This is a genomic window from Vibrio mediterranei, from assembly GCF_900088415.1.
GTDB classification, from domain to species: Bacteria; Pseudomonadota; Gammaproteobacteria; order Enterobacterales; family Vibrionaceae; genus Vibrio; species Vibrio mediterranei.
In genome coordinates, this window is record NZ_FLLQ01000003.1 from 501372 (window position 1) to 519657 (window position 18286).

Consider the following 18286-nt stretch of genomic DNA (forward strand, 5'->3'; position numbering starts at 1 on the left):
TGCCGGCTCGACCTTTTGGAAGAGCCGGCTTCTAATAGCTCGGCGTAGACCGAAGCATACGTGAAAACTACTACTGGTTAAGGGAAAATATGCACAATGGTGTGATGAAGGCATGGCTCGAGTCTTCACACTTGGCAGGCGCCAATGCAACGTACGTAGAAGACCTCTACGAACTGTATCTAAGTGATCCCGATCAGGTAAGTGAGGAGTGGAGACGTGTTTTTGAAGGGTTGCCTGTGCAACCTGACGATGTGGTTGAACAACCGCATTCACGTGTCCGTGATTACTTCCGACGACTCGCTCAAGAAACAAAGCATTCAAGTGTTCAAGTAAGTGACCCCGAGGTCGATGCTAAACAAGTAAAAGTACTGCAGCTAATCAACGCTTACCGCTTCCGCGGTCACCAAGCTGCTAACCTAGACCCGCTGGGTTTATGGAAACGTCCGATTGTTGAAGAGCTGGAACCTGCTTTCCACTCTCTTACTGAAGACGATTTAGATGAGACATTTAATGTTGGCTCTTTTGCTATTGGGCAAGAAAGCATGACACTACGTGATCTTCATAAGGCGCTGCAAAAAACCTATTGTGGCTCCGTTGGTGCAGAATACATGCACATGACCAACACCGCACAAAAACGTTGGATCCAGCAGCGTTTAGAATCAGTAGTCGGTCAACCCTCCTTTGATATTGAACATAAACACACTTTCCTTGAAGAACTGACTGCTGCGGAAGGGCTTGAGCGCTATTTAGGTGCCAAATTCCCAGGTGCAAAGCGTTTCTCTCTAGAAGGTGGCGACGCCCTTATTCCAATGACTAAAGAACTTATCCGCCATGCTGGTAGCAAGGGGATGCGTGAAGTTGTGATTGGTATGGCGCACCGTGGTCGTTTGAACATGCTGGTCAACGTCTTGGGTAAGAAACCACAAGATTTGTTTGATGAGTTTGCGGGTAAGCATGACGAAACATGGGGTACTGGTGATGTTAAGTACCACCAAGGTTTCTCTGCTGACTTTGCAACGCCTGGTGGAGATGTGCATTTAGCTCTAGCATTTAACCCATCTCACCTTGAGATCGTTAACCCAGTAGTTATTGGTTCTGTGCGTGCTCGTCAAGATCGCTTAGGCGACAAAGATGGTCGTTCGGTACTGCCGATTACCATCCACGGTGACTCTGCAATCGCAGGTCAAGGTGTAGTTGCTGAAACGTTCAACATGTCTCAAGCACGAGGCTTCCGAGTTGGTGGTACGGTTCGCATTGTTGTGAATAACCAAGTCGGCTTTACTACTTCAAACCCACATGACATGCGTTCTACGATGTACTGTACGGACATCTCTAAGATGGTACAGGCACCGATATTCCATGTTAATGCTGATGATCCTGAAGCCGTTGCATTTGTTACTCAAATCGCATTGGACTTCAGAAATGAGTTTGCTAAAGATGTGGTCATTGACTTAGTTTGCTATCGTCGCCACGGCCATAACGAAGCAGATGAACCAAATGCTACTCAGCCATTGATGTACCAAAAAATCAAGAAACACCCAACTCCACGTAAGTTGTATGCCGATGTACTAATCGAGCGTGAAGAGAGTGATATTGAAACTGCGACTCAAATGATCAATGAATATCGTGATGCATTGGATAGAGGCGAAGTGGTATGTAAAGAATGGCGTCCAATGGCTCTGCATTCAGTAGACTGGTCTCCATATATGGACCGAGAGTGGGACGAAAAATGGGCAAGTGAAGTGAAGACAGAGCGTCTTGTTGAGCTTGGCCAACGTCTTGGACAGTATCCAGATAGCCATAAACTGCAAAGCCGAGTCAATAAGCTCTACAACGATCGCGCTGCTATGATGAGCGGTGAGAAAATGATCGATTGGGGTATGGCTGAAACACTGGCGTACGCCACTCTTCTGGATGATGGAAAACGTATTCGTATTTCTGGTCAAGACTCAGGTCGAGGAACCTTCTTCCACAGACATTCGGTTCTGCATAATCAAGATGATGCAAGTACCTATATTCCTCTAGCTAATCTGCACGACAAACAGGGACCTTTCCAAGTCTTTGACTCCGTACTGTCTGAAGAAGCGGTACTGGCGTTTGAATACGGTTATGCTACTGCGGAACCAAGCGGTCTAACTATTTGGGAGGCGCAGTTTGGTGATTTCGCTAACGGTGCACAAGTTGTCATCGATCAGTTCATATCTTCTGGTGAACAAAAGTGGGGGCGTTTGTGTGGCCTGACTATGCTATTGCCACACGGTTATGAAGGCCAAGGTCCAGAACACTCTTCGGCAAGACTGGAGCGCTACTTACAGCTTTGTGCTGAACAAAACATGCAAGTGGTAATCCCATCTACGCCAGCCCAGGTGTATCACATGATTCGTCGTCAAGTGGTTCGCCCGATGCGTAGACCGCTTATCGTTATGTCGCCAAAATCGCTACTAAGACATCCACTGTGTACTTCAACTATTGAAGAGCTTGCACAAGGTACGTTTGAACCTGCGATCGGGGAAATTGACGATATTGCTCCAGAGAACGTGAAACGTGTCGTTTTCTGTTCAGGTAAGGTTTACTTTGACTTACTTGAGCAGCGTCGTAACAACGACCAAGATGACGTTGCTATCGTTCGTATTGAGCAGTTGTATCCATTCCCAATGGATGATGTAAGAGCGAAGATTGCTGCTTATACCAATGCGAAAGACTTTGTGTGGTGTCAAGAAGAGCCTCAAAACCAAGGCGCTTGGTATTCGAGCCAACATAACTTCCGTGCGGCAATCCCTGTAGGAGCAGAGCTGAGCTATGCTGGCCGACCAGCATCAGCATCTCCGGCAGTAGGTTATATGTCAGTACACTTAAAACAACAGAAAGCGTTAATTTCAGACGCGTTGACTCTAGATTAAGAACTAGAAGTAAAAGGAAGACACAGATATGACAATTGAAATTCTGGTTCCAGACTTACCTGAATCAGTTGCAGACGCGACAGTCGCAACTTGGCATAAAAAACCAGGCGAAGCGGTAGCGCGTGATGAAGTTATCGTTGATATCGAAACCGATAAAGTAGTTCTAGAAGTACCGGCTCCTGATGCGGGTGTTCTAGAGGAAATTATTGAAGAAGAAGGTGCAACGGTACTTTCTAAACAACTAATCGCTAAGCTTAAGCCAGGCGCTGTCGCGGGTGAACCAACTAGCGACACGACTGACTCTACAGAAGCTTCTCCAGATAAGCGCCATAAAGCGTCACTAACAGAAGAGTCTAATGATGCATTGAGCCCAGCGGTTCGTCGCTTATTGGCCGAGAATGATTTGACGGCAAATGATGTGACAGGCACTGGTGTTGGCGGTCGTATCACACGTGAAGATATTGAAGCGCACCTAGCGGCGGCCAAAGCGGCACCTAAAGCGGAAGCTGAAGTAGCTGTGGCTCCTGTGCTTGCTCGTAGCCAGAAGCGTGTTCCGATGACGCGCCTACGTAAGCGTGTTGCTGAGCGTTTGCTAGAAGCTAAGAACAGTACGGCGATGCTGACAACATTTAACGAAGTGAACATGAAACCTATCATGGACCTTCGTAAGCAGTACAAAGACCAATTCGAAGAGCGTCATGGTACACGTTTAGGTTTCATGTCTTTCTATGTGAAGGCAGTAACGGAAGCATTGAAGCGTTACCCTGAAGTAAACGCGTCGATTGATGGCGATGATATTGTGTATCACAACTACTTTGACATCAGCATGGCCGTCTCCACTCCTCGTGGCTTGGTTACGCCGGTACTTAAAGATTGCGACACTTTAGGTTTTGCTGACATCGAGAAAGGTATCAAAGAGCTAGCGATTAAAGGTCGTGACGGTAAGCTAACTGTTGAAGAGTTGACAGGTGGTAACTTTACTATCACAAACGGCGGTGTCTTTGGTTCTCTTATGTCTACGCCGATCATCAACCCTCCTCAGGCTGCTATTTTGGGTATGCACAAAATCCAAGATCGCCCAATGGCGGTGGACGGCAAAGTAGAAATTTTGCCGATGATGTACCTAGCTCTGTCTTATGATCACCGTTTAATCGATGGTCGTGAATCCGTAGGCTTCTTGGTAACCATCAAGGAACTACTGGAAGATCCAGCACGCTTGCTACTTGATGTGTAATTAAGCGTTGTTTTTATTTTGGACGTATGGACGTCTAAAATAAAAGGAGCTAGACTTGCTCACGTCTAGCTCCTTAGTAAGCCCTTAAGGCGACTCTAACGAGTACTCCTACAGACGTATAACCGATACCGGTTTTATGGAAATAAAAAATCCCTCAGGGATATAACAAATGGAATCGCACAATGAATTTGCATGAATATCAAGCCAAACAGCTGTTTGCAGAATTCGGATTGCCTGTACCAGAAGGCTACGCATGTGACACCCCACAAGAAGCGTTCGAAGCCGCTGGTCGTATCAGTACTGAAAAGAAAGTAGTCAAATGTCAGGTTCACGCTGGTGGCCGCGGTAAAGCGGGCGGCGTTGAACTTCACGATACCAAAGACGGTGTTAAAGAGTTTGCTCAAAAGTGGCTAGGCAAAAACCTAGTGACTTACCAAACAGACGCCAATGGTCAGCCAGTTACAAAAATCCTAGTAGAAGAAGCATCAAATATTGCTAACGAGCTGTACCTTGGTGCAGTCGTTGATCGCGCTTCTCGTCGTATCGTTTTCATGGCATCAACAGAAGGTGGTGTGGAAATTGAGAAGGTAGCAGAAGAGACACCTGAGCTGATTCATAAAGCAGCGATTGATCCATTGGTTGGCCCTCAAGCTTACCAAGGCCGCGAGCTTGCATTTAAGCTGGGCCTTGAAGGCGACCAAATCAAACAATTTGTGAAGATCTTTATGGGTCTTGGCAACATGTTTGCACAGTACGATCTTGCTCTGCTGGAAATCAACCCTCTTGTTATTACTGGCGAAGGCAACCTACTGTGCCTAGACGGTAAGATCAATATCGATTCAAACGCGCTTTACCGCCAACCTAAGCTTCGTGAAATGCACGATCCTTCACAAGAAGACGAGCGCGAAGCACATGCCGCACAGTGGGAGCTAAACTACGTTGCTCTTGATGGAAGCATTGGTTGTATGGTTAACGGTGCAGGCCTAGCGATGGGTACTATGGACATCGTAAACCTTCATGGCGGTCAACCTGCAAACTTCCTAGATGTTGGTGGCGGCGCGACAAAAGAGCGTGTTACAGAAGCATTCAAAATCATCCTATCTGACAGCAATGTAAAAGCTGTATTGGTAAATATCTTCGGCGGTATTGTACGTTGTGATCTAATTGCAGACGGTATCATCGGTGCGGTTGAAGAAGTAGGTGTTGAAGTCCCTGTTGTTGTTCGACTTGAAGGTAACAATGCGCCTCTAGGTTCGAAGAAACTGGCAGAAAGTGGTCTTAATATCATTGCTGCAAACTCGCTAACAGAAGCAGCGGAAAAAGTAGTTGCTGCAGCGGAGGGCAAATAATGTCTGTACTAATTAATAAAGATACAAAAGTTATCTGCCAAGGTTTCACTGGTGGTCAAGGTACGTTCCACTCAGAGCAAGCGATTGAATACGGCACACAGATGGTTGGTGGTGTATCTCCTGGTAAAGGTGGTCAAACTCACTTAGGTCTGCCTGTATTTAACACTGTGCGTGAAGCTGTTGAAGAAACGGGTGCAACGGCATCTGTGATCTACGTTCCTGCACCATTCTGTAAAGACGCGATCCTTGAAGCTATCGATGCGGGTATTAAGCTTATCGTGACTATTACAGAAGGCATTCCGACACTTGACCTTCTTGATGTAAAAGTACGTCTCGATGAAGCTGGTGTGGTAATGATTGGTCCAAACTGCCCAGGTGTTATCACTCCTGATGAGTGCAAAATTGGTATCATGCCTGGTCACATCCACAAGAAAGGCAAAGTGGGTATCGTTTCTCGTTCAGGAACACTGACGTATGAAGCGGTAAAACAGACGACTGATGAAGGCTTTGGTCAGTCTACCTGTGTCGGTATCGGTGGTGACCCAATCCCTGGTTCTAACTTTATCGACATTCTTAAGCTGTTTGAACAAGATCCAGAGACTGAAGCGATCGTAATGATCGGTGAAATTGGTGGTACGGCAGAAGAAGAAGCGGCGGCGTTTATCAAAGATAACGTCACGAAGCCAGTAGTGTCTTACATTGCAGGTGTTACAGCTCCTCCAGGTAAACGTATGGGCCATGCTGGTGCGATTATCTCTGGTGGTAAAGGTACCGCTGAAGACAAGTTTGCAGCATTAGAAGCTGCAGGCGTTAAAACGGTTAAGAGCCTAGCCGATATCGGTAAAGGTCTGCGTGAAATTACTGGTTGGTAATTCTACGTATAAAAAAAGCCCCTGCCTTGAAAAAGGCAGGGGCTTTTTTGTGCAAGAGCTTATATTGTAATCGACAGATTAGGCTCTCGATGGAACCAACTGCGCCAACAAGAAAAAACTCGCGGCACTGATGACCACCGATGGGCCTGCCGGCGTGTCATAAAACCAAGATAAACTCAGACCACAAAATACTGAGATGATGCCAATAAATGAGGCGGTGATTGCCATCTGCTCTGGTGTAACGGTAAATTTTCTCGCTGTCGCAGCGGGTATGATCAATAGTGACGTCATGATTAACGCGCCAACGAACTTCATACCTATTGCGATAACTAAACCTACCATCAACATAATGATAAGACGCATTAGGTCTACATTGACGCCTTCAACTGCGGCCAGATCTTCATTTACTGTGGTAGAGAGCAGTGGTCGCCAAAAGACGAACAGCAAGGCGCCTATGACCGCCACACCAGCATAGATATACACTAAGTCAGTTGGCGATACCGCAAGCAAATCACCAAACAAATAACTCATCAAGTCTACTCGGATGTTATCCAAGAAGCTGACGGCAACTAAACCTAACGACAATGCACTGTGCGCGAGAATACCGAGCAGTGTATCTGTGGCAACCAGTCGTTGTTTCTGCAAGGTCACTAAGATAATAGCTAAAGCCATGCAGCAGACAATCAGGGCTAAATAGAGATTGATATCCAGTAGGAAACCCAATGCGAGCCCCATGAGTGAAGCATGGGCAAGTGTATCGCCAAAATAGGCCATACGACGCCATACGACAAATGAACCAAGAGGTCCGGCAATTAAAGCAATACCTATACCTGCGATAATAGAAGGTAGTAAGAACTCAATCATGATGTATGTCCGTGGTCGTGGTGAGCACATTGCGAAGCGTCACCCTTCACAGGTTCACCGGACAAATCATGATGATGGTGGGTGTGCTGATGTTGATAAAAAGCCAGTGTCTCTTTAGTCGCACTACCAAACAGAGCGATATACGATGGGTGTTGCGTAATGGTTTGCGGGCTGCCTTGGCAGCAAATATGGTGATGCAAACAGATAACGTCGTCGGACTTTGCCATAACGAGATGCAAGTCATGAGAGACCATAAAAACCGCGCAGCCAAAACGGTGACGTAATGTATCTATGAGTTCATACAGGTCAATCTGACCTTGTACATCGACGCCTTGCGCTGGCTCATCTAAAACGAGCAAGTCAGGTCTTTGTAATAGAGCGCGAGCTAGTAAGACACGTTGATTCTCACCGCCGGACAATTGATGCATATTGCTTTTCATTAAGTGCTCTGCACCAACAAGTTTGAGAGCATCTTGTCTTTCTTGCGAGCTGTATTTTCCGGCAAGTGCAAGAAAGCGTTCCACGTTAAGTGGAAGGGTGTCATTTAATTTAAGTTTCTGAGGGACGTAACCAATTCTAAGCTTTTTGGCACGGGTTATGTTTCCCTGAAAGCGAGTTTGCAAGCCAAGTAACACTTTGACTAGTGTGGACTTACCGGCACCGTTTGGGCCAATAAGCGTTAAAATTTGGCCTTTATTTATTGTGAGGTTTATATCGTCCAAAACCTTACGTTTACCGAACTCAACGGTTACACCGCTCAGCTTTATCAGTTCAGTCATGAATAGAACTCATTTGCAATTGCTTATTGTTATAATGTAACATTTCGAATCATCACACGCTAGTAGACAATTAGAGGGCACATGTACCGTTACATTCCGATCTTGGCACTTACTACACTGCTTCCATTTAAATCGCAAGCATTTGAAGTACTTAATAGTATAAAACCGTTCGAGATGATTTCCCATGAACTGATTCTGGATGACCAAACGGCTTCTTCGTTGTTAAGCGCAAGCGCCTCACCTCATGATTATGCCCTAAAGCCCTCTGATGTGAAAAAACTACAAAGTAGTGAACTGGTCATTTGGTTTGGTAGCGACCTAGAGAGTTTTCTTGAGAAGTCTCTTGAGGGGAAAAATAACGTGCTGGAAATTCAAACTGTTCCTGGCTTAGCGTTGAGAGAATATGGCGATGAAGATGGTCATGATCACGGTCATGAAGGACACAACCACGGTAGCTACGACCCTCACGTATGGTTAGGACCTGCACAGTCGCGACAGGTCGCAAAAGCCATTACTGCGAAATTGATAGAGCTCGATCCTAAAAACGAAGCGGGTTATTTGGCAAAGCTCAAAGCATTTGAGGCTAACTTAGATGAGACGGAACAGAAGATACAGCAGCAGCTCAAACCAATTCAGTCGGAAGGGTATTATGTTTTCCACGATGCTTATGGCTATTTCGAAAGTTACTTCGACTTGAACAATCTAGGTCACTTTACGGTGAGCCCAGAACGCAAGCCTGGAGCAAAAACACTGATCTCGATTAAAACCACGCTTCGCGAGCAAAATGTGAAGTGCGTTTTTGCTGAACCACAATATACACCTGCCGTGATTCAATCAGTTACTAGGGGCACCAGTACTTCCATCGGAACTCTAGACCCACTGGGGACCGATATTAAAGTAGCAGATGGGAGCTATTTCACTTTTCTTGAGTCAATCTCGACCAATATCGTTGATTGCATGACTCAATAATTGACCTGTGCCAGATTAATCCTACTTGATACTTGAGGTGTTGGTCGTTTTCTGAATTTTCCTGATGACGACCATCACCTTTAGCGTGATCCAACAATCATTTATATGAGTGAAGTCACACAATTACTTTCCCTGACTAAGTAAATCTATTAAATTATCGATAATTATCGACGCAAATTAACTAGGTTTATTTTGACCCATTGCTTTCATTACTCGTCTACGAATGTCTTACCGCTATCTTATAAAAGCGGTGGAAGCAGGGGTTTTTCATCTTACTTGTTTTTCTTTATAGCAAAACTATTGAGCTTAGCTGCGCTGGCGGTTTATTCCATCACTACGTTTGCCGTCGAATTACCGCCAATATTCTACCCACTCACTCTGCAAACCGAAGGAAAGTTTCTTGCTGCGAAACAGCTTTTCCCTGGAGAAGAGGGCGGGTTATGGTCTATTGATGTGCATGATAAAGTTCGATTTTTCGATGGTTCTCGTTTTGTTGAGCTCAGTGGTGCGTCTTTCAATAGTCGTACCGTTACATTTGCAGATGGCCGGTTTTGGTATGCCAGAGGTAATCAGCTATTGACTCGTTACCCGCTAGGTAAAGAGCAAGTTGCCTATCAAGTAGAAATCACTGGTAGCATAAAACGTATTGGTCATAGTGGACCACGAGTTTGGTTTGCCGATCAAAAACACCTTTACGTTCAGGATATAAATTCACAGAACTTTTCTCAAATCGACCTAGCTATCTTTGAACGGTTCTACAGCGGTTCAAATATTGATATACGTGCCGTTTTGAAAGTTGATGGGACTTGGTTTTTAGGGACAAATGTAGGTGTGTTTAAGTGGCAAGACCAAGCCTTGATTCAACTCAAGGCTAGCCATAGAGGCATGGTTACCGAATTATTCTATTCGTCCTCAACACGCCAGCTTTTGATAGGGTATAGTACAGGCGTGGAGCAGTTTTCCTTGGTAAACCAAGAGTCACACTACTATTTACTGAATCGCGCCCATGTACTGACACTCCAAGAATCTACTCAATACTTCTGGGTTGGAACGGAGCATGGTTTGTTCCTAATTGATAAAGCAACCTATCGCGCCGAACGTGTAGAACACAACATTAATGACAAGTTCAGCTTATCTGGTGAAAAGATATATTCGCTAGTATCAGACAAAATGGATGGGATGTGGATCGCCACCGATAATGGAATGCGCTATTTCTCGGAATATGGTGATCTATTTCGTCGTTTTACGGTGTCGCTAGAGGATGAGCTACAGCGCGTAGAGGCGAAATTGGAAGTCGTAGCAAACCCATTGGGAGGCTACTGGGTTATTACGCCATCTGCGCTCTATTCTATAGATCGCAAGGGAATTTCAACACTGGTATTTTGGGGACGTGTTTCATCTCTGACCCAACAAGACAAACAATTATGGTTAGCGACTGATAGAGGACTGTTGCAACTCGATCTCGCCAAATATCGTGTCACGGCTATTCGACAAGATATTGATAGCATCCCAACACACGTTGATCACTTGGCGATAGGGTCAGGTAATAGCCTGTGGTTGAGTGATGGACTAAGGTTGATGAGCGTAAACACAGTGACTAAAAAAGTCACAGACTTTGGTGATGAGTGGGTGGTGAGCAAGCACTTACCTGCAAAGATCACTGAAATCGAAGTTGTTAATCCAGAACTCACCGCTGTTGGGACAGACCACGGACTGTATCTGATTGAAAATGGCAAAAGTCACTTTATTAAGCAGAGTGAGCCCTTTGGCAGCGTTATCGAAATATCCTCCTCTGATGAGCAGATTTGGGTGGCGAGTGGCTATGGAGCCTTTTCGTTATCACTACCTAGTCGAGCCTTTAGGACCCTTCCTCTATTTCACGACAACATTCGTCCAGTATGTATTACGCAAGCGGATGAGCGTGTTTGGCTCGTGACATCAGCGGGGATTTCTGCCTATTCCACCTCAGGAGATATCACGAAACATTTTAGTGCGCCTTATGGGCTAATCAATAATGAGTTTATCAATGGCAGTTGTAGTTACAGTCAAAAAAGTGATGAAGTGATAGTAGGTTCACGCTACGGTATTGTCGAGTTCAGTTCGAAAGCACTACTTGATGCACAGCTGCCTTTGCCGGAAGTACTAGTGTCGAAGGTATCGATCAATAACCAACCCATTCACCTTGGTGGTGTAGCAGGATTAACACCTAAAGTGGAGTTTGGTGATTCAATTGCTTTGCAGTTAGGTTTATGGCCTTTTGCGCAAGGGAATAACTTGGTCTATCGAATCGGTGATTCTAATTGGCAGCAATTGCAGGGACAGCAGTTAAACATTGATAAGCCAAAGCCGGGCAAGCAGCATATCGAAATTGCAATATCAGGCGAGCAAGATAGTCCGAGGACCAAAGTGTTCGAGTTCTATGTACTCACACCTTGGTATATGACCGGGTGGTTTTATACCCTTCTTGGTATAAGTTTTGTTTGTGCAACGGCGATGTTTATCTACTGGCGTTCACGTCGAATACAAGCAATGAATACCGTGCTAAAAACACAAGTCGCGTTGAAGACGGAACAATTGCAACATCAAAGTCGAGTTCTGGTGGGGAATAATCAGCAACTTAGAAAGGCATTTAATATACGTCACCAAGTGCTTCGAGAACTCACTGAGCAGGCGATCAGTCACTCTAAACAGTTTAAACTAGAAAATTCCAGTTACTCCCACAAAAGCAGTGAGGCGAGTGAAAGCCTAAAAAGTGTGCGTGCTGTGTTTGAGGATAGCAATCAAAAGCCCATGTTATGCTCGGTGATGCGAATTCTAAACTTCACGCTGGCGGCGTGGCAGAAAGAGTTAGACAGCTATGGCATCAATGTTGAGCTGGTTAATCACGCTAGTCGCGATATTGTGTTGGTAGATAGTTGTGACTTAGACATCATATTTAACTCGATACTTGCTAACGCAATGAGACGTTTGGTTCGTGGGCAAGTCATACGTATTACTCTGGATGATGACCAAGCGAAGCTGAGCGTTTGCTTTGAAGATAGTGGTTTACCACTCCCTAACTTTAGCGAAAGTAATGCAACTCAGTTGGATACGATGGCCGTTAATCAGTTGGATTTTAGTCCAAGTAGTCTTCCTTTCCATATACATCACTCTGGTGGCGAGTTGAAACCTGTAGAGCGAAACGGTCGAAATCGAATTACTATGCGCTGGACTCTGTCAGGTGAGCAGTCAACGACAGGACCGGCAGAGGTGAAGGCTCGCTCTATACTGAATCCAGAGACGGAAACCTCATCAGTTGAAGTGAAAACCGACAAGTATGAAAGTTGGAAACGCCAGGTGACTCAGTTGGTGTCAGTACACTTCAATGATCCTGATTTTAGTACCGCTACGGCGTCTAAATCTTTGTTTATCTCCGAGCGCAGTTTTCAGCGTCGTTTTAAATCACTTTTTGGTGCGACATTTACCGACTATCTAACGGATGTGAGAATGGAAAAAGCGTGTGAGATGTTATTACAAGGAGAAAAAGTGGCTGACGTGGCGTTTGCTTGTGGTTTCAACGATCCGTCATATTTCTCGCAACGCTTCAAACTCTATTTCGGCTTACCGCCCTCGAAGTTTGCTGCCATGGATGTAGAAGAAACAAGCGATTAGAGTTCAAAGTACTGATAAAAAGCGCGTTGTTTGTGACGTTCGACTTCAAGGTTAGTCAGGTGGAACTCAATGTGGTCGCCAGGTCTTAACTGTGCAAGTGTCGCCAAGTCTCTAAAAGCGACGGTGCCAAGTTTTTTGTAGCCACCTAACGTTTGTCTATCTTGCAGTAGTATAATTGGCATCCCGTCTGGCGGGAGTTGCACAGCTCCGCAAACAATACCTTCTGAGATCATCGAACCAACAGCAGGTAAAGCCGTACTGGTTGATCCGTTTTCGTTTTCGAGTCTGATACCCATGCGATTGCTATTGGCTGAAATTCGATATTGCGATGTCAGTATTTCATTGGTCACCTGCGATGATAATTGATGGTATTGAAAAGTGGGGATGAGCCTGAGTCGATAACTGGACGCATAACGTGGAATTGCCGAATTTGGCATCTTGATGGGGTTGGTATGAGCTTTATCCGTAATGGTCAATATATCTCCCATAGCGAGTGGTTTTCCTTCTCCTAGTCCTCCTATTTGGTTTCTTTCAACCGTTGCGACGCTATGCAGAAAAGAAGGAATTTGGAAATTTCCTTTGACCGAGAAATACGTTCTTAGTCCTTGTCTGGGCGTGGATAGGTGTAGTTCTTCGCCATCATGCAAGCGAAAGGCTTGCCACTGAGGCAAGGCAATACCGCGAGTAGCGTTAATTGCGCGACAATCAGCTCCGGTAAGAACAGCGTCGATATCGCCGACTGCACGCAGCTTTATCCGCCCAAGCAGTATTTCGATGCTGGCGTTGGTAGACGGGTTACCTAACAGTTTTTGGCCCCAGCAATGGGCGTGTAGATCACTGACTCCACCCGGACTTAACCCAAATTGCGCGCAATGGTGGCGTCCAAGATCTTGAATAGTTGCATGATGTCCTTGATTGAGCACTACCAATTTGGGCATATCTTGCCTCCAAGACTTATGAACTCTTGCTTGTCTATTGCTTCGAATCGAACGTTATTTCCAACCTTCAACTTGCTGTCTTGTGGCTGCTGAGGGTTATAAAGTTCAATAGGACAATTACCGATGATTTGCCATCCGCCAGGCGTATCTTGAGGATAAACCGCCGTTTGATTATTAGCGATACCGATACTTCCTTTTGGAACAAAGTGTCGCGGTGTAACTAGTCTGGGAACTTGGATGGTTTCTGACACCTGAGCTAGAAAAGCAAACCCTGGAGCGAAGCCTATAGCGCAAACGGTATAAAGTGTCTGGCTGTGTATTTCAATAATACGCTCAATTGCAATAGATAAGTCACGTGACATGCTGTCTAATTCTGGCCCTACCTCAGGTGCGTAATAGGCGGGTAAAACCGTAATTGATGACGCTGTGGACAGACTGGTTTCGATTACCTTAATGTCTGTGATGAACTGTCGAAGCTGCTGCTCATCCACTCTCAAAGGATGATATTCCACCAATAAGCTGGTGTAGGAAGGGGTGAGGTTTAGTATACCTTCCCCAAAGTGTTGCTCTATTCGGTCACAGAACTGACCAATCGCATTTGGTAAAGAGAGTTCAATTTCATCGCCAAAGTACACCATAAGTGCTGACTCAGATACCGCAGTAATGCGTAAGTTGGTATTCATGATAAGGCCTGAGCGTCAATAAGTGAGCGGATTGCTTTGGCGACTCGAATTGACGCCTCATTGTCTCCATGCACACAGAGTGTCTCGGCATCTAACTTCAACGTTTTATTGTCAATGGTTTGTACAGAATGTTGTGAGACTAAGGATGAGGCTTGCCCAAGAATATCGGTTTCAGAGTGAAGCACGGCGCCTTCTAGATTTCGCGGCGCCAATAAACCAGAGGTTTGGTAGCGTCTATCAACAAACGCTTCGAATATTAATGATGCACCACATTGACTCGCCATTTCGGAGTGGGTCATGGCATGATTTGTTGCCAGTAGCATAAGAGGTAAATTTAAAGAGGCTGACACCGTCAACATACACTTCAAAATATCATCGGACTGCATCATATCGTTATATAACGCGCCGTGTGGCTTAAAATAACTTACCTGACTGCCTTGGTATTCCGTTAGTGCTTTAAGAGCGCCAATCTGATAAATCACAGAGTGAATGAGAGCGTTTTGTGTCATTGGTATTGAGCGCCGCCCAAATCCCTCTTTATCGGCATACCCAGGATGGGCACCAATTGTAACCTGATGTGTGACACAGAGTTCGATAGTCTTAATCATGTTGTCAGGATCAGAGGCATGAAAGCCACAGGCAATGTTAGCCATATCAAGCAGTGGGATTAAGGAGGCATCTTGTCCCATTTGCCAAGGGCCGAAACTTTCACCAACATCACCGTTAAGTTTAAACATAGTGTCCAATTCCATTTGACCATCTATTACTGAGTATGGGGAATAGGTTAATTGTTTACAAATCAGAAAAGTAGACGTGAGAAGGAAGTTTGAGAGACGAGTAAGAAAAAAAATTCGCGGCATAGCCGGGGGACCATACCGCGGGTGCCAATGACACCTTCGCTTGCTGCCGGAGTGATGCGGTTACCCACATCACCTCTGGAATTTCGATTAACAGGAGCAGGTTTGCTCTGTTGGGATTTACTATAAGCAGTTCCACTTATTTTCCTTATAAAAAAAACGGCAACTTATTATGAGTATTACGCCATTGTTTTATTTTTAGTGTAAGGTGTTGATATTTATTGATTTTATTTTTATTTATCTTTTTTGCTAGTCATCTTCTCGTCATGAAAGTTGGGTTTGTTTTCAGAAATTGACGTAATTGACGGAAACATTTTGACAAATATTGCAGTTGCGTTGGCGCTAAAATTGATTTAGCGCAATGCGAAACCTTAGTTTTTAAATATAAAATTATTGTTAATGTTAATATTTCTCATTACCAATCATAGTTTGGGTGGATTTAATGAAACTTGCTGATTTGAATATCGGAAGCAGTGGAAAAATCACTGCACTGACAGGACTATCGAATGATGTCCGTAAAAAACTGATGGTAATGGGATTATTACCTAATACCGAAGTTAAAGTTATTCGTCGAGCTCCAATGGGTGACCCTCTGCAAATTGAGGTTCGTGGCGTCTCTTTGGCTGTTCGCAATAACATAGCGCAAGCGATAGAAGTGGAGTCAGTGTAATGAACTACACCATTCTGACAGTCGGTAACCCAAACAGCGGTAAAACGACCTTATTCAATGGACTTACAGGTGCTAAGCAACAAGTTGGTAACTGGGCTGGTGTCACGGTAGAAAAGAAAACTGGTCAATATCATCACGCGGGTGATGACTTTCAACTAACAGATTTACCGGGGATCTACGCGTTAGATAGTGGCAATGATGGTAACAGTATTGATGAATCGATAGCTTCTCGCGCTGTCCTGACTCATCCTGCTGATCTTATCATTAACGTTGTTGATGCTACCAGTTTAGAGCGCAGCTTGTATATGACGCTCCAGCTACGTGAGCTGGGTCGCCCTATGGTAGTTGTACTTAACAAGATGGATGCGTTAAAGCGTGAACGAGTAAAATTGGATATTGCCGGACTTGAGAAAGCGCTTGGCTGTCCGGTGATGACGCTATCTGCGACGGATAAAGACCAAGTCAGAAACCTAAAAGAACGTCTTCACAAAACCGTTGTTCAAGGTCTTACTCTTGATGCGCTTGCCATTAATTATGGTGCAGAAATGGAGCAGGCTATTGCGAAAGTGGAACCTGTTTTTGCCGGAGAAACGGTTAATTCGCGAGCACTAGCGATTCGTGCATTAGAAAAAGATGTGATGGTGTTGAACTCATTGACATCAGAGCAGCGTGACGACATCGAACTGGCTGGCAAGCAAACTCAACTTGATATCGATCTACAGGTTGCTGATACCAAATACACATTCCTGCACGAACAATGTAAGAAACTTCGCCGTAGTGAAGGTAAGCTAAGTCGCAGCTTCACTGAAAAAGTAGACGCACTTATTCTGAACAAGTGGGTGGGTGTGCCATTCTTCTTTGTGGTGATGTACCTAATGTTTATGTTCTCCATTAATATTGGTAGCGCATTTATCGACTTCTTTGATATTGGTGTCGGTGCGTTGCTGGTAGATGGTGGACACTATTTACTGGATGGACATTTACCTGTTTGGCTTGTAACGCTTATCGCTGACGGTGTCGGTGGCGGTATCCAAACGGTAGCTACCTTTATCCCAGTGATTGCAGCTCTGTACCTTTTCTTGGCCGTTCTTGAGAGCTCTGGTTACATGTCTCGTGCCGCGTTCGTGCTAGATAAAGTCATGCAAAAAATCGGTCTACCGGGCAAAGCATTCGTCCCACTGGTTTTAGGTTTTGGCTGTAACGTACCGTCTATTATGGCAACACGTACCCTAGACCAAGAGCGTGAGCGCAAACTTGCCGCATCCATGGCACCATTTATGTCGTGTGGTGCCCGCCTTCCTGTGTATGCCTTGTTTGCAGCGGCTTTCTTCCCGGAAAGCGGTCAAAATGTGGTATTCGCTTTGTACATCCTTGGTATTGTCGCGGCAGTGTTTACAGGTTTAGTACTTAAGCACACCATCTACCCAGGTTCGAGTGATAGCTTAGTTATGGAAATGCCGGACTATGAGCTGCCAACTTTCCAAAACGTAATGATCAAAACATGGCAGAAATTAAAGCGCTTTGTATTGGGTGCAGGTAAAACCATTGTGGTAGTTGTGACTATTTTGAGTTTCCTAAATTCTGTTGGTACAGACGGCTCATTCGGCAACGAAGATAGTGAAAACTCAGTATTGTCGAAAGCGGCTCAAGTTGTTACTCCAGTCTTTTCACCTATGGGTGTCCAGCAAGATAACTGGCCAGCAACGGTGGGTATTATCACTGGTATTTTTGCCAAGGAAGCTGTCGTGGGTACTCTCAATAGCCTTTACACTTCGGGTGAAGGTGAAGAGAGTGAATATGATTTGATGGGGAGCCTACAAGAAGCGGTTGAATCTATCCCGGCGAATCTAGCTGGTCTTAGCTACTCAGATCCTCTAGGTGTCGATGTTGGTGACCTTACTGATTCCTCTGCCGTAGCTGAAGAGCAGGCCGTAGATACATCAATTTTTGGTAACCTAAAAGGCTACTTTGTCACTGGCAATGCAGCGTTTGCTTACTTGATCTTTATCTTGCTTTACACACCATGTGTTGCAGCAATGGGTGCTTACGTTAAAGAGTTTGGTCAAAAATACGCACGCTTTATTGCGGTGTGGACAATGGGTCTAGCCTACGCAAGTGCAACGCTGTACTACCAGGTTACTCATTTCACGGCTCATCCTATGACCAGTGCTGCTTGGATCGCTGCCATTCTGTTAGTGTGTGTACTGGTGTTCAAGCTACTGCAAAGCGAAGGCCGAAAACAGAGTGCACTAGAGGCGCAAACGGCATGATTCTTACAGAATTAAAATCATTCATTGAAATGCATCCTGGCGCGAGTCGCCAGGAGATTGCTAAGAAGTTCTCGCTCAGTGAAGATGGTGTTGACGCGATGTTGTCCGTATGGATTCGTAAGGGCACAGTATCACGCATGCTTGATACCAATAAATCCGATCAAGTGACACGTGTGCGTTATGCCATGAATCGTAACGATGGTTTATCGGTTACCGTTACTATGTAAAATGTGATTGAGTCATTATATAA

Annotated in this window: 14 protein-coding genes; 9 read left to right on the forward strand and 5 right to left on the reverse strand. The window is 45.1% G+C overall.

Annotation, left to right across the window (positions count from 1 at the left end; genetic code table 11):
- Positions 1–89 precede the first annotated feature (89 nt).
- From sucA to sucD, 4 genes are all read left to right on the forward strand, one after another.
- A complete protein-coding gene (sucA, locus tag VME0621_RS12165) occupies positions 90–2900 on the forward strand; it encodes a 2-oxoglutarate dehydrogenase E1 component (RefSeq protein WP_038225390.1) in 2811 nt (936 codons plus the stop codon).
- A 28-nt stretch (positions 2901–2928) separates the two neighbouring features.
- Positions 2929–4134 (forward strand): 2-oxoglutarate dehydrogenase complex dihydrolipoyllysine-residue succinyltransferase, encoded by a 1206-nt coding sequence (gene odhB, locus VME0621_RS12170; RefSeq protein WP_006074267.1) that lies wholly within the window; start codon positions 2929–2931, stop codon positions 4132–4134.
- A gap of 182 nt (positions 4135–4316) precedes the next feature.
- On the forward strand, positions 4317–5483 hold the full coding sequence (gene sucC / locus VME0621_RS12175; RefSeq protein ID WP_038225388.1) for an ADP-forming succinate--CoA ligase subunit beta: 1167 nt from the start codon (positions 4317–4319) through the stop codon (positions 5481–5483).
- Positions 5483–6355: a succinate--CoA ligase subunit alpha gene (sucD, locus tag VME0621_RS12180; protein ID WP_006074269.1), complete on the forward strand. Its 873-nt coding sequence runs from the start codon at positions 5483–5485 to the stop codon at positions 6353–6355. Before sucC ends, sucD begins: the two co-directional genes overlap by 1 nt.
- 78 nt (positions 6356–6433) lie before the next feature.
- Here sucD and znuB read toward each other — a convergent pair whose 3' ends face one another.
- Positions 6434–7219, reverse strand: coding sequence for a zinc ABC transporter permease subunit ZnuB (gene znuB, locus VME0621_RS12185; RefSeq protein ID WP_062463085.1), 786 nt, complete (start codon positions 7217–7219; stop codon positions 6434–6436).
- Positions 7216–7998, reverse strand: a complete 783-nt coding sequence (znuC, locus tag VME0621_RS12190) for a zinc ABC transporter ATP-binding protein ZnuC (RefSeq protein WP_062463088.1) — start codon at positions 7996–7998, stop codon at positions 7216–7218. Before znuC ends, znuB begins: the two co-directional genes overlap by 4 nt.
- A gap of 81 nt (positions 7999–8079) precedes the next feature.
- On the opposite strand from znuC, the gene znuA reads away from it, so the two are divergent.
- Entirely contained in the window at positions 8080–8967 is an 888-nt protein-coding gene (gene znuA, locus VME0621_RS12195; protein ID WP_062463091.1) for a zinc ABC transporter substrate-binding protein ZnuA, read from the forward strand.
- A gap of 300 nt (positions 8968–9267) precedes the next feature.
- On the forward strand, positions 9268–12618 hold the full coding sequence (locus tag VME0621_RS12200; protein WP_096441739.1) for an AraC family transcriptional regulator: 3351 nt from the start codon (positions 9268–9270) through the stop codon (positions 12616–12618).
- On the opposite strand, the gene VME0621_RS12205 is transcribed toward VME0621_RS12200, so the two are convergent.
- Genes VME0621_RS12205 through VME0621_RS12215 form a run of 3 tightly spaced genes read right to left on the reverse strand, consistent with a single transcriptional unit; the run spans position 12615 to position 14976 of the window.
- Positions 12615–13556 carry a 5-oxoprolinase subunit C family protein gene (locus VME0621_RS12205; RefSeq protein WP_062463097.1) on the reverse strand — a complete coding sequence of 314 codons (942 nt, stop codon included), beginning with the start codon at positions 13554–13556 and terminating at the stop codon, positions 12615–12617. The genes VME0621_RS12200 and VME0621_RS12205 overlap by 4 nt on opposite strands.
- Positions 13541–14239 (reverse strand): 5-oxoprolinase subunit PxpB, encoded by a 699-nt coding sequence (gene pxpB, locus VME0621_RS12210; RefSeq protein ID WP_062463100.1) that lies wholly within the window; start codon positions 14237–14239, stop codon positions 13541–13543. The genes VME0621_RS12205 and pxpB overlap by 16 nt, the downstream gene beginning before the upstream one ends.
- Positions 14236–14976 (reverse strand): 5-oxoprolinase subunit PxpA, encoded by a 741-nt coding sequence (locus VME0621_RS12215; protein ID WP_082795579.1) that lies wholly within the window; start codon positions 14974–14976, stop codon positions 14236–14238. Before VME0621_RS12215 ends, pxpB begins: the two co-directional genes overlap by 4 nt.
- A gap of 562 nt (positions 14977–15538) precedes the next feature.
- Here VME0621_RS12215 and VME0621_RS12220 point away from each other — a divergent pair.
- The 3 genes from VME0621_RS12220 to VME0621_RS12230 are packed head-to-tail and all read left to right on the forward strand — an operon-like array spanning position 15539 to position 18263.
- A complete protein-coding gene (locus tag VME0621_RS12220) occupies positions 15539–15766 on the forward strand; it encodes a FeoA family protein (protein WP_006074277.1) in 228 nt (75 codons plus the stop codon).
- Positions 15766–18036: a Fe(2+) transporter permease subunit FeoB gene (gene feoB, locus VME0621_RS12225; protein ID WP_062463106.1), complete on the forward strand. Its 2271-nt coding sequence runs from the start codon at positions 15766–15768 to the stop codon at positions 18034–18036. Before VME0621_RS12220 ends, feoB begins: the two co-directional genes overlap by 1 nt.
- On the forward strand, positions 18033–18263 hold the full coding sequence (locus tag VME0621_RS12230; protein WP_038225379.1) for a FeoC-like transcriptional regulator: 231 nt from the start codon (positions 18033–18035) through the stop codon (positions 18261–18263). Before feoB ends, VME0621_RS12230 begins: the two co-directional genes overlap by 4 nt.
- Positions 18264–18286: the final 23 nt, after the last annotated feature.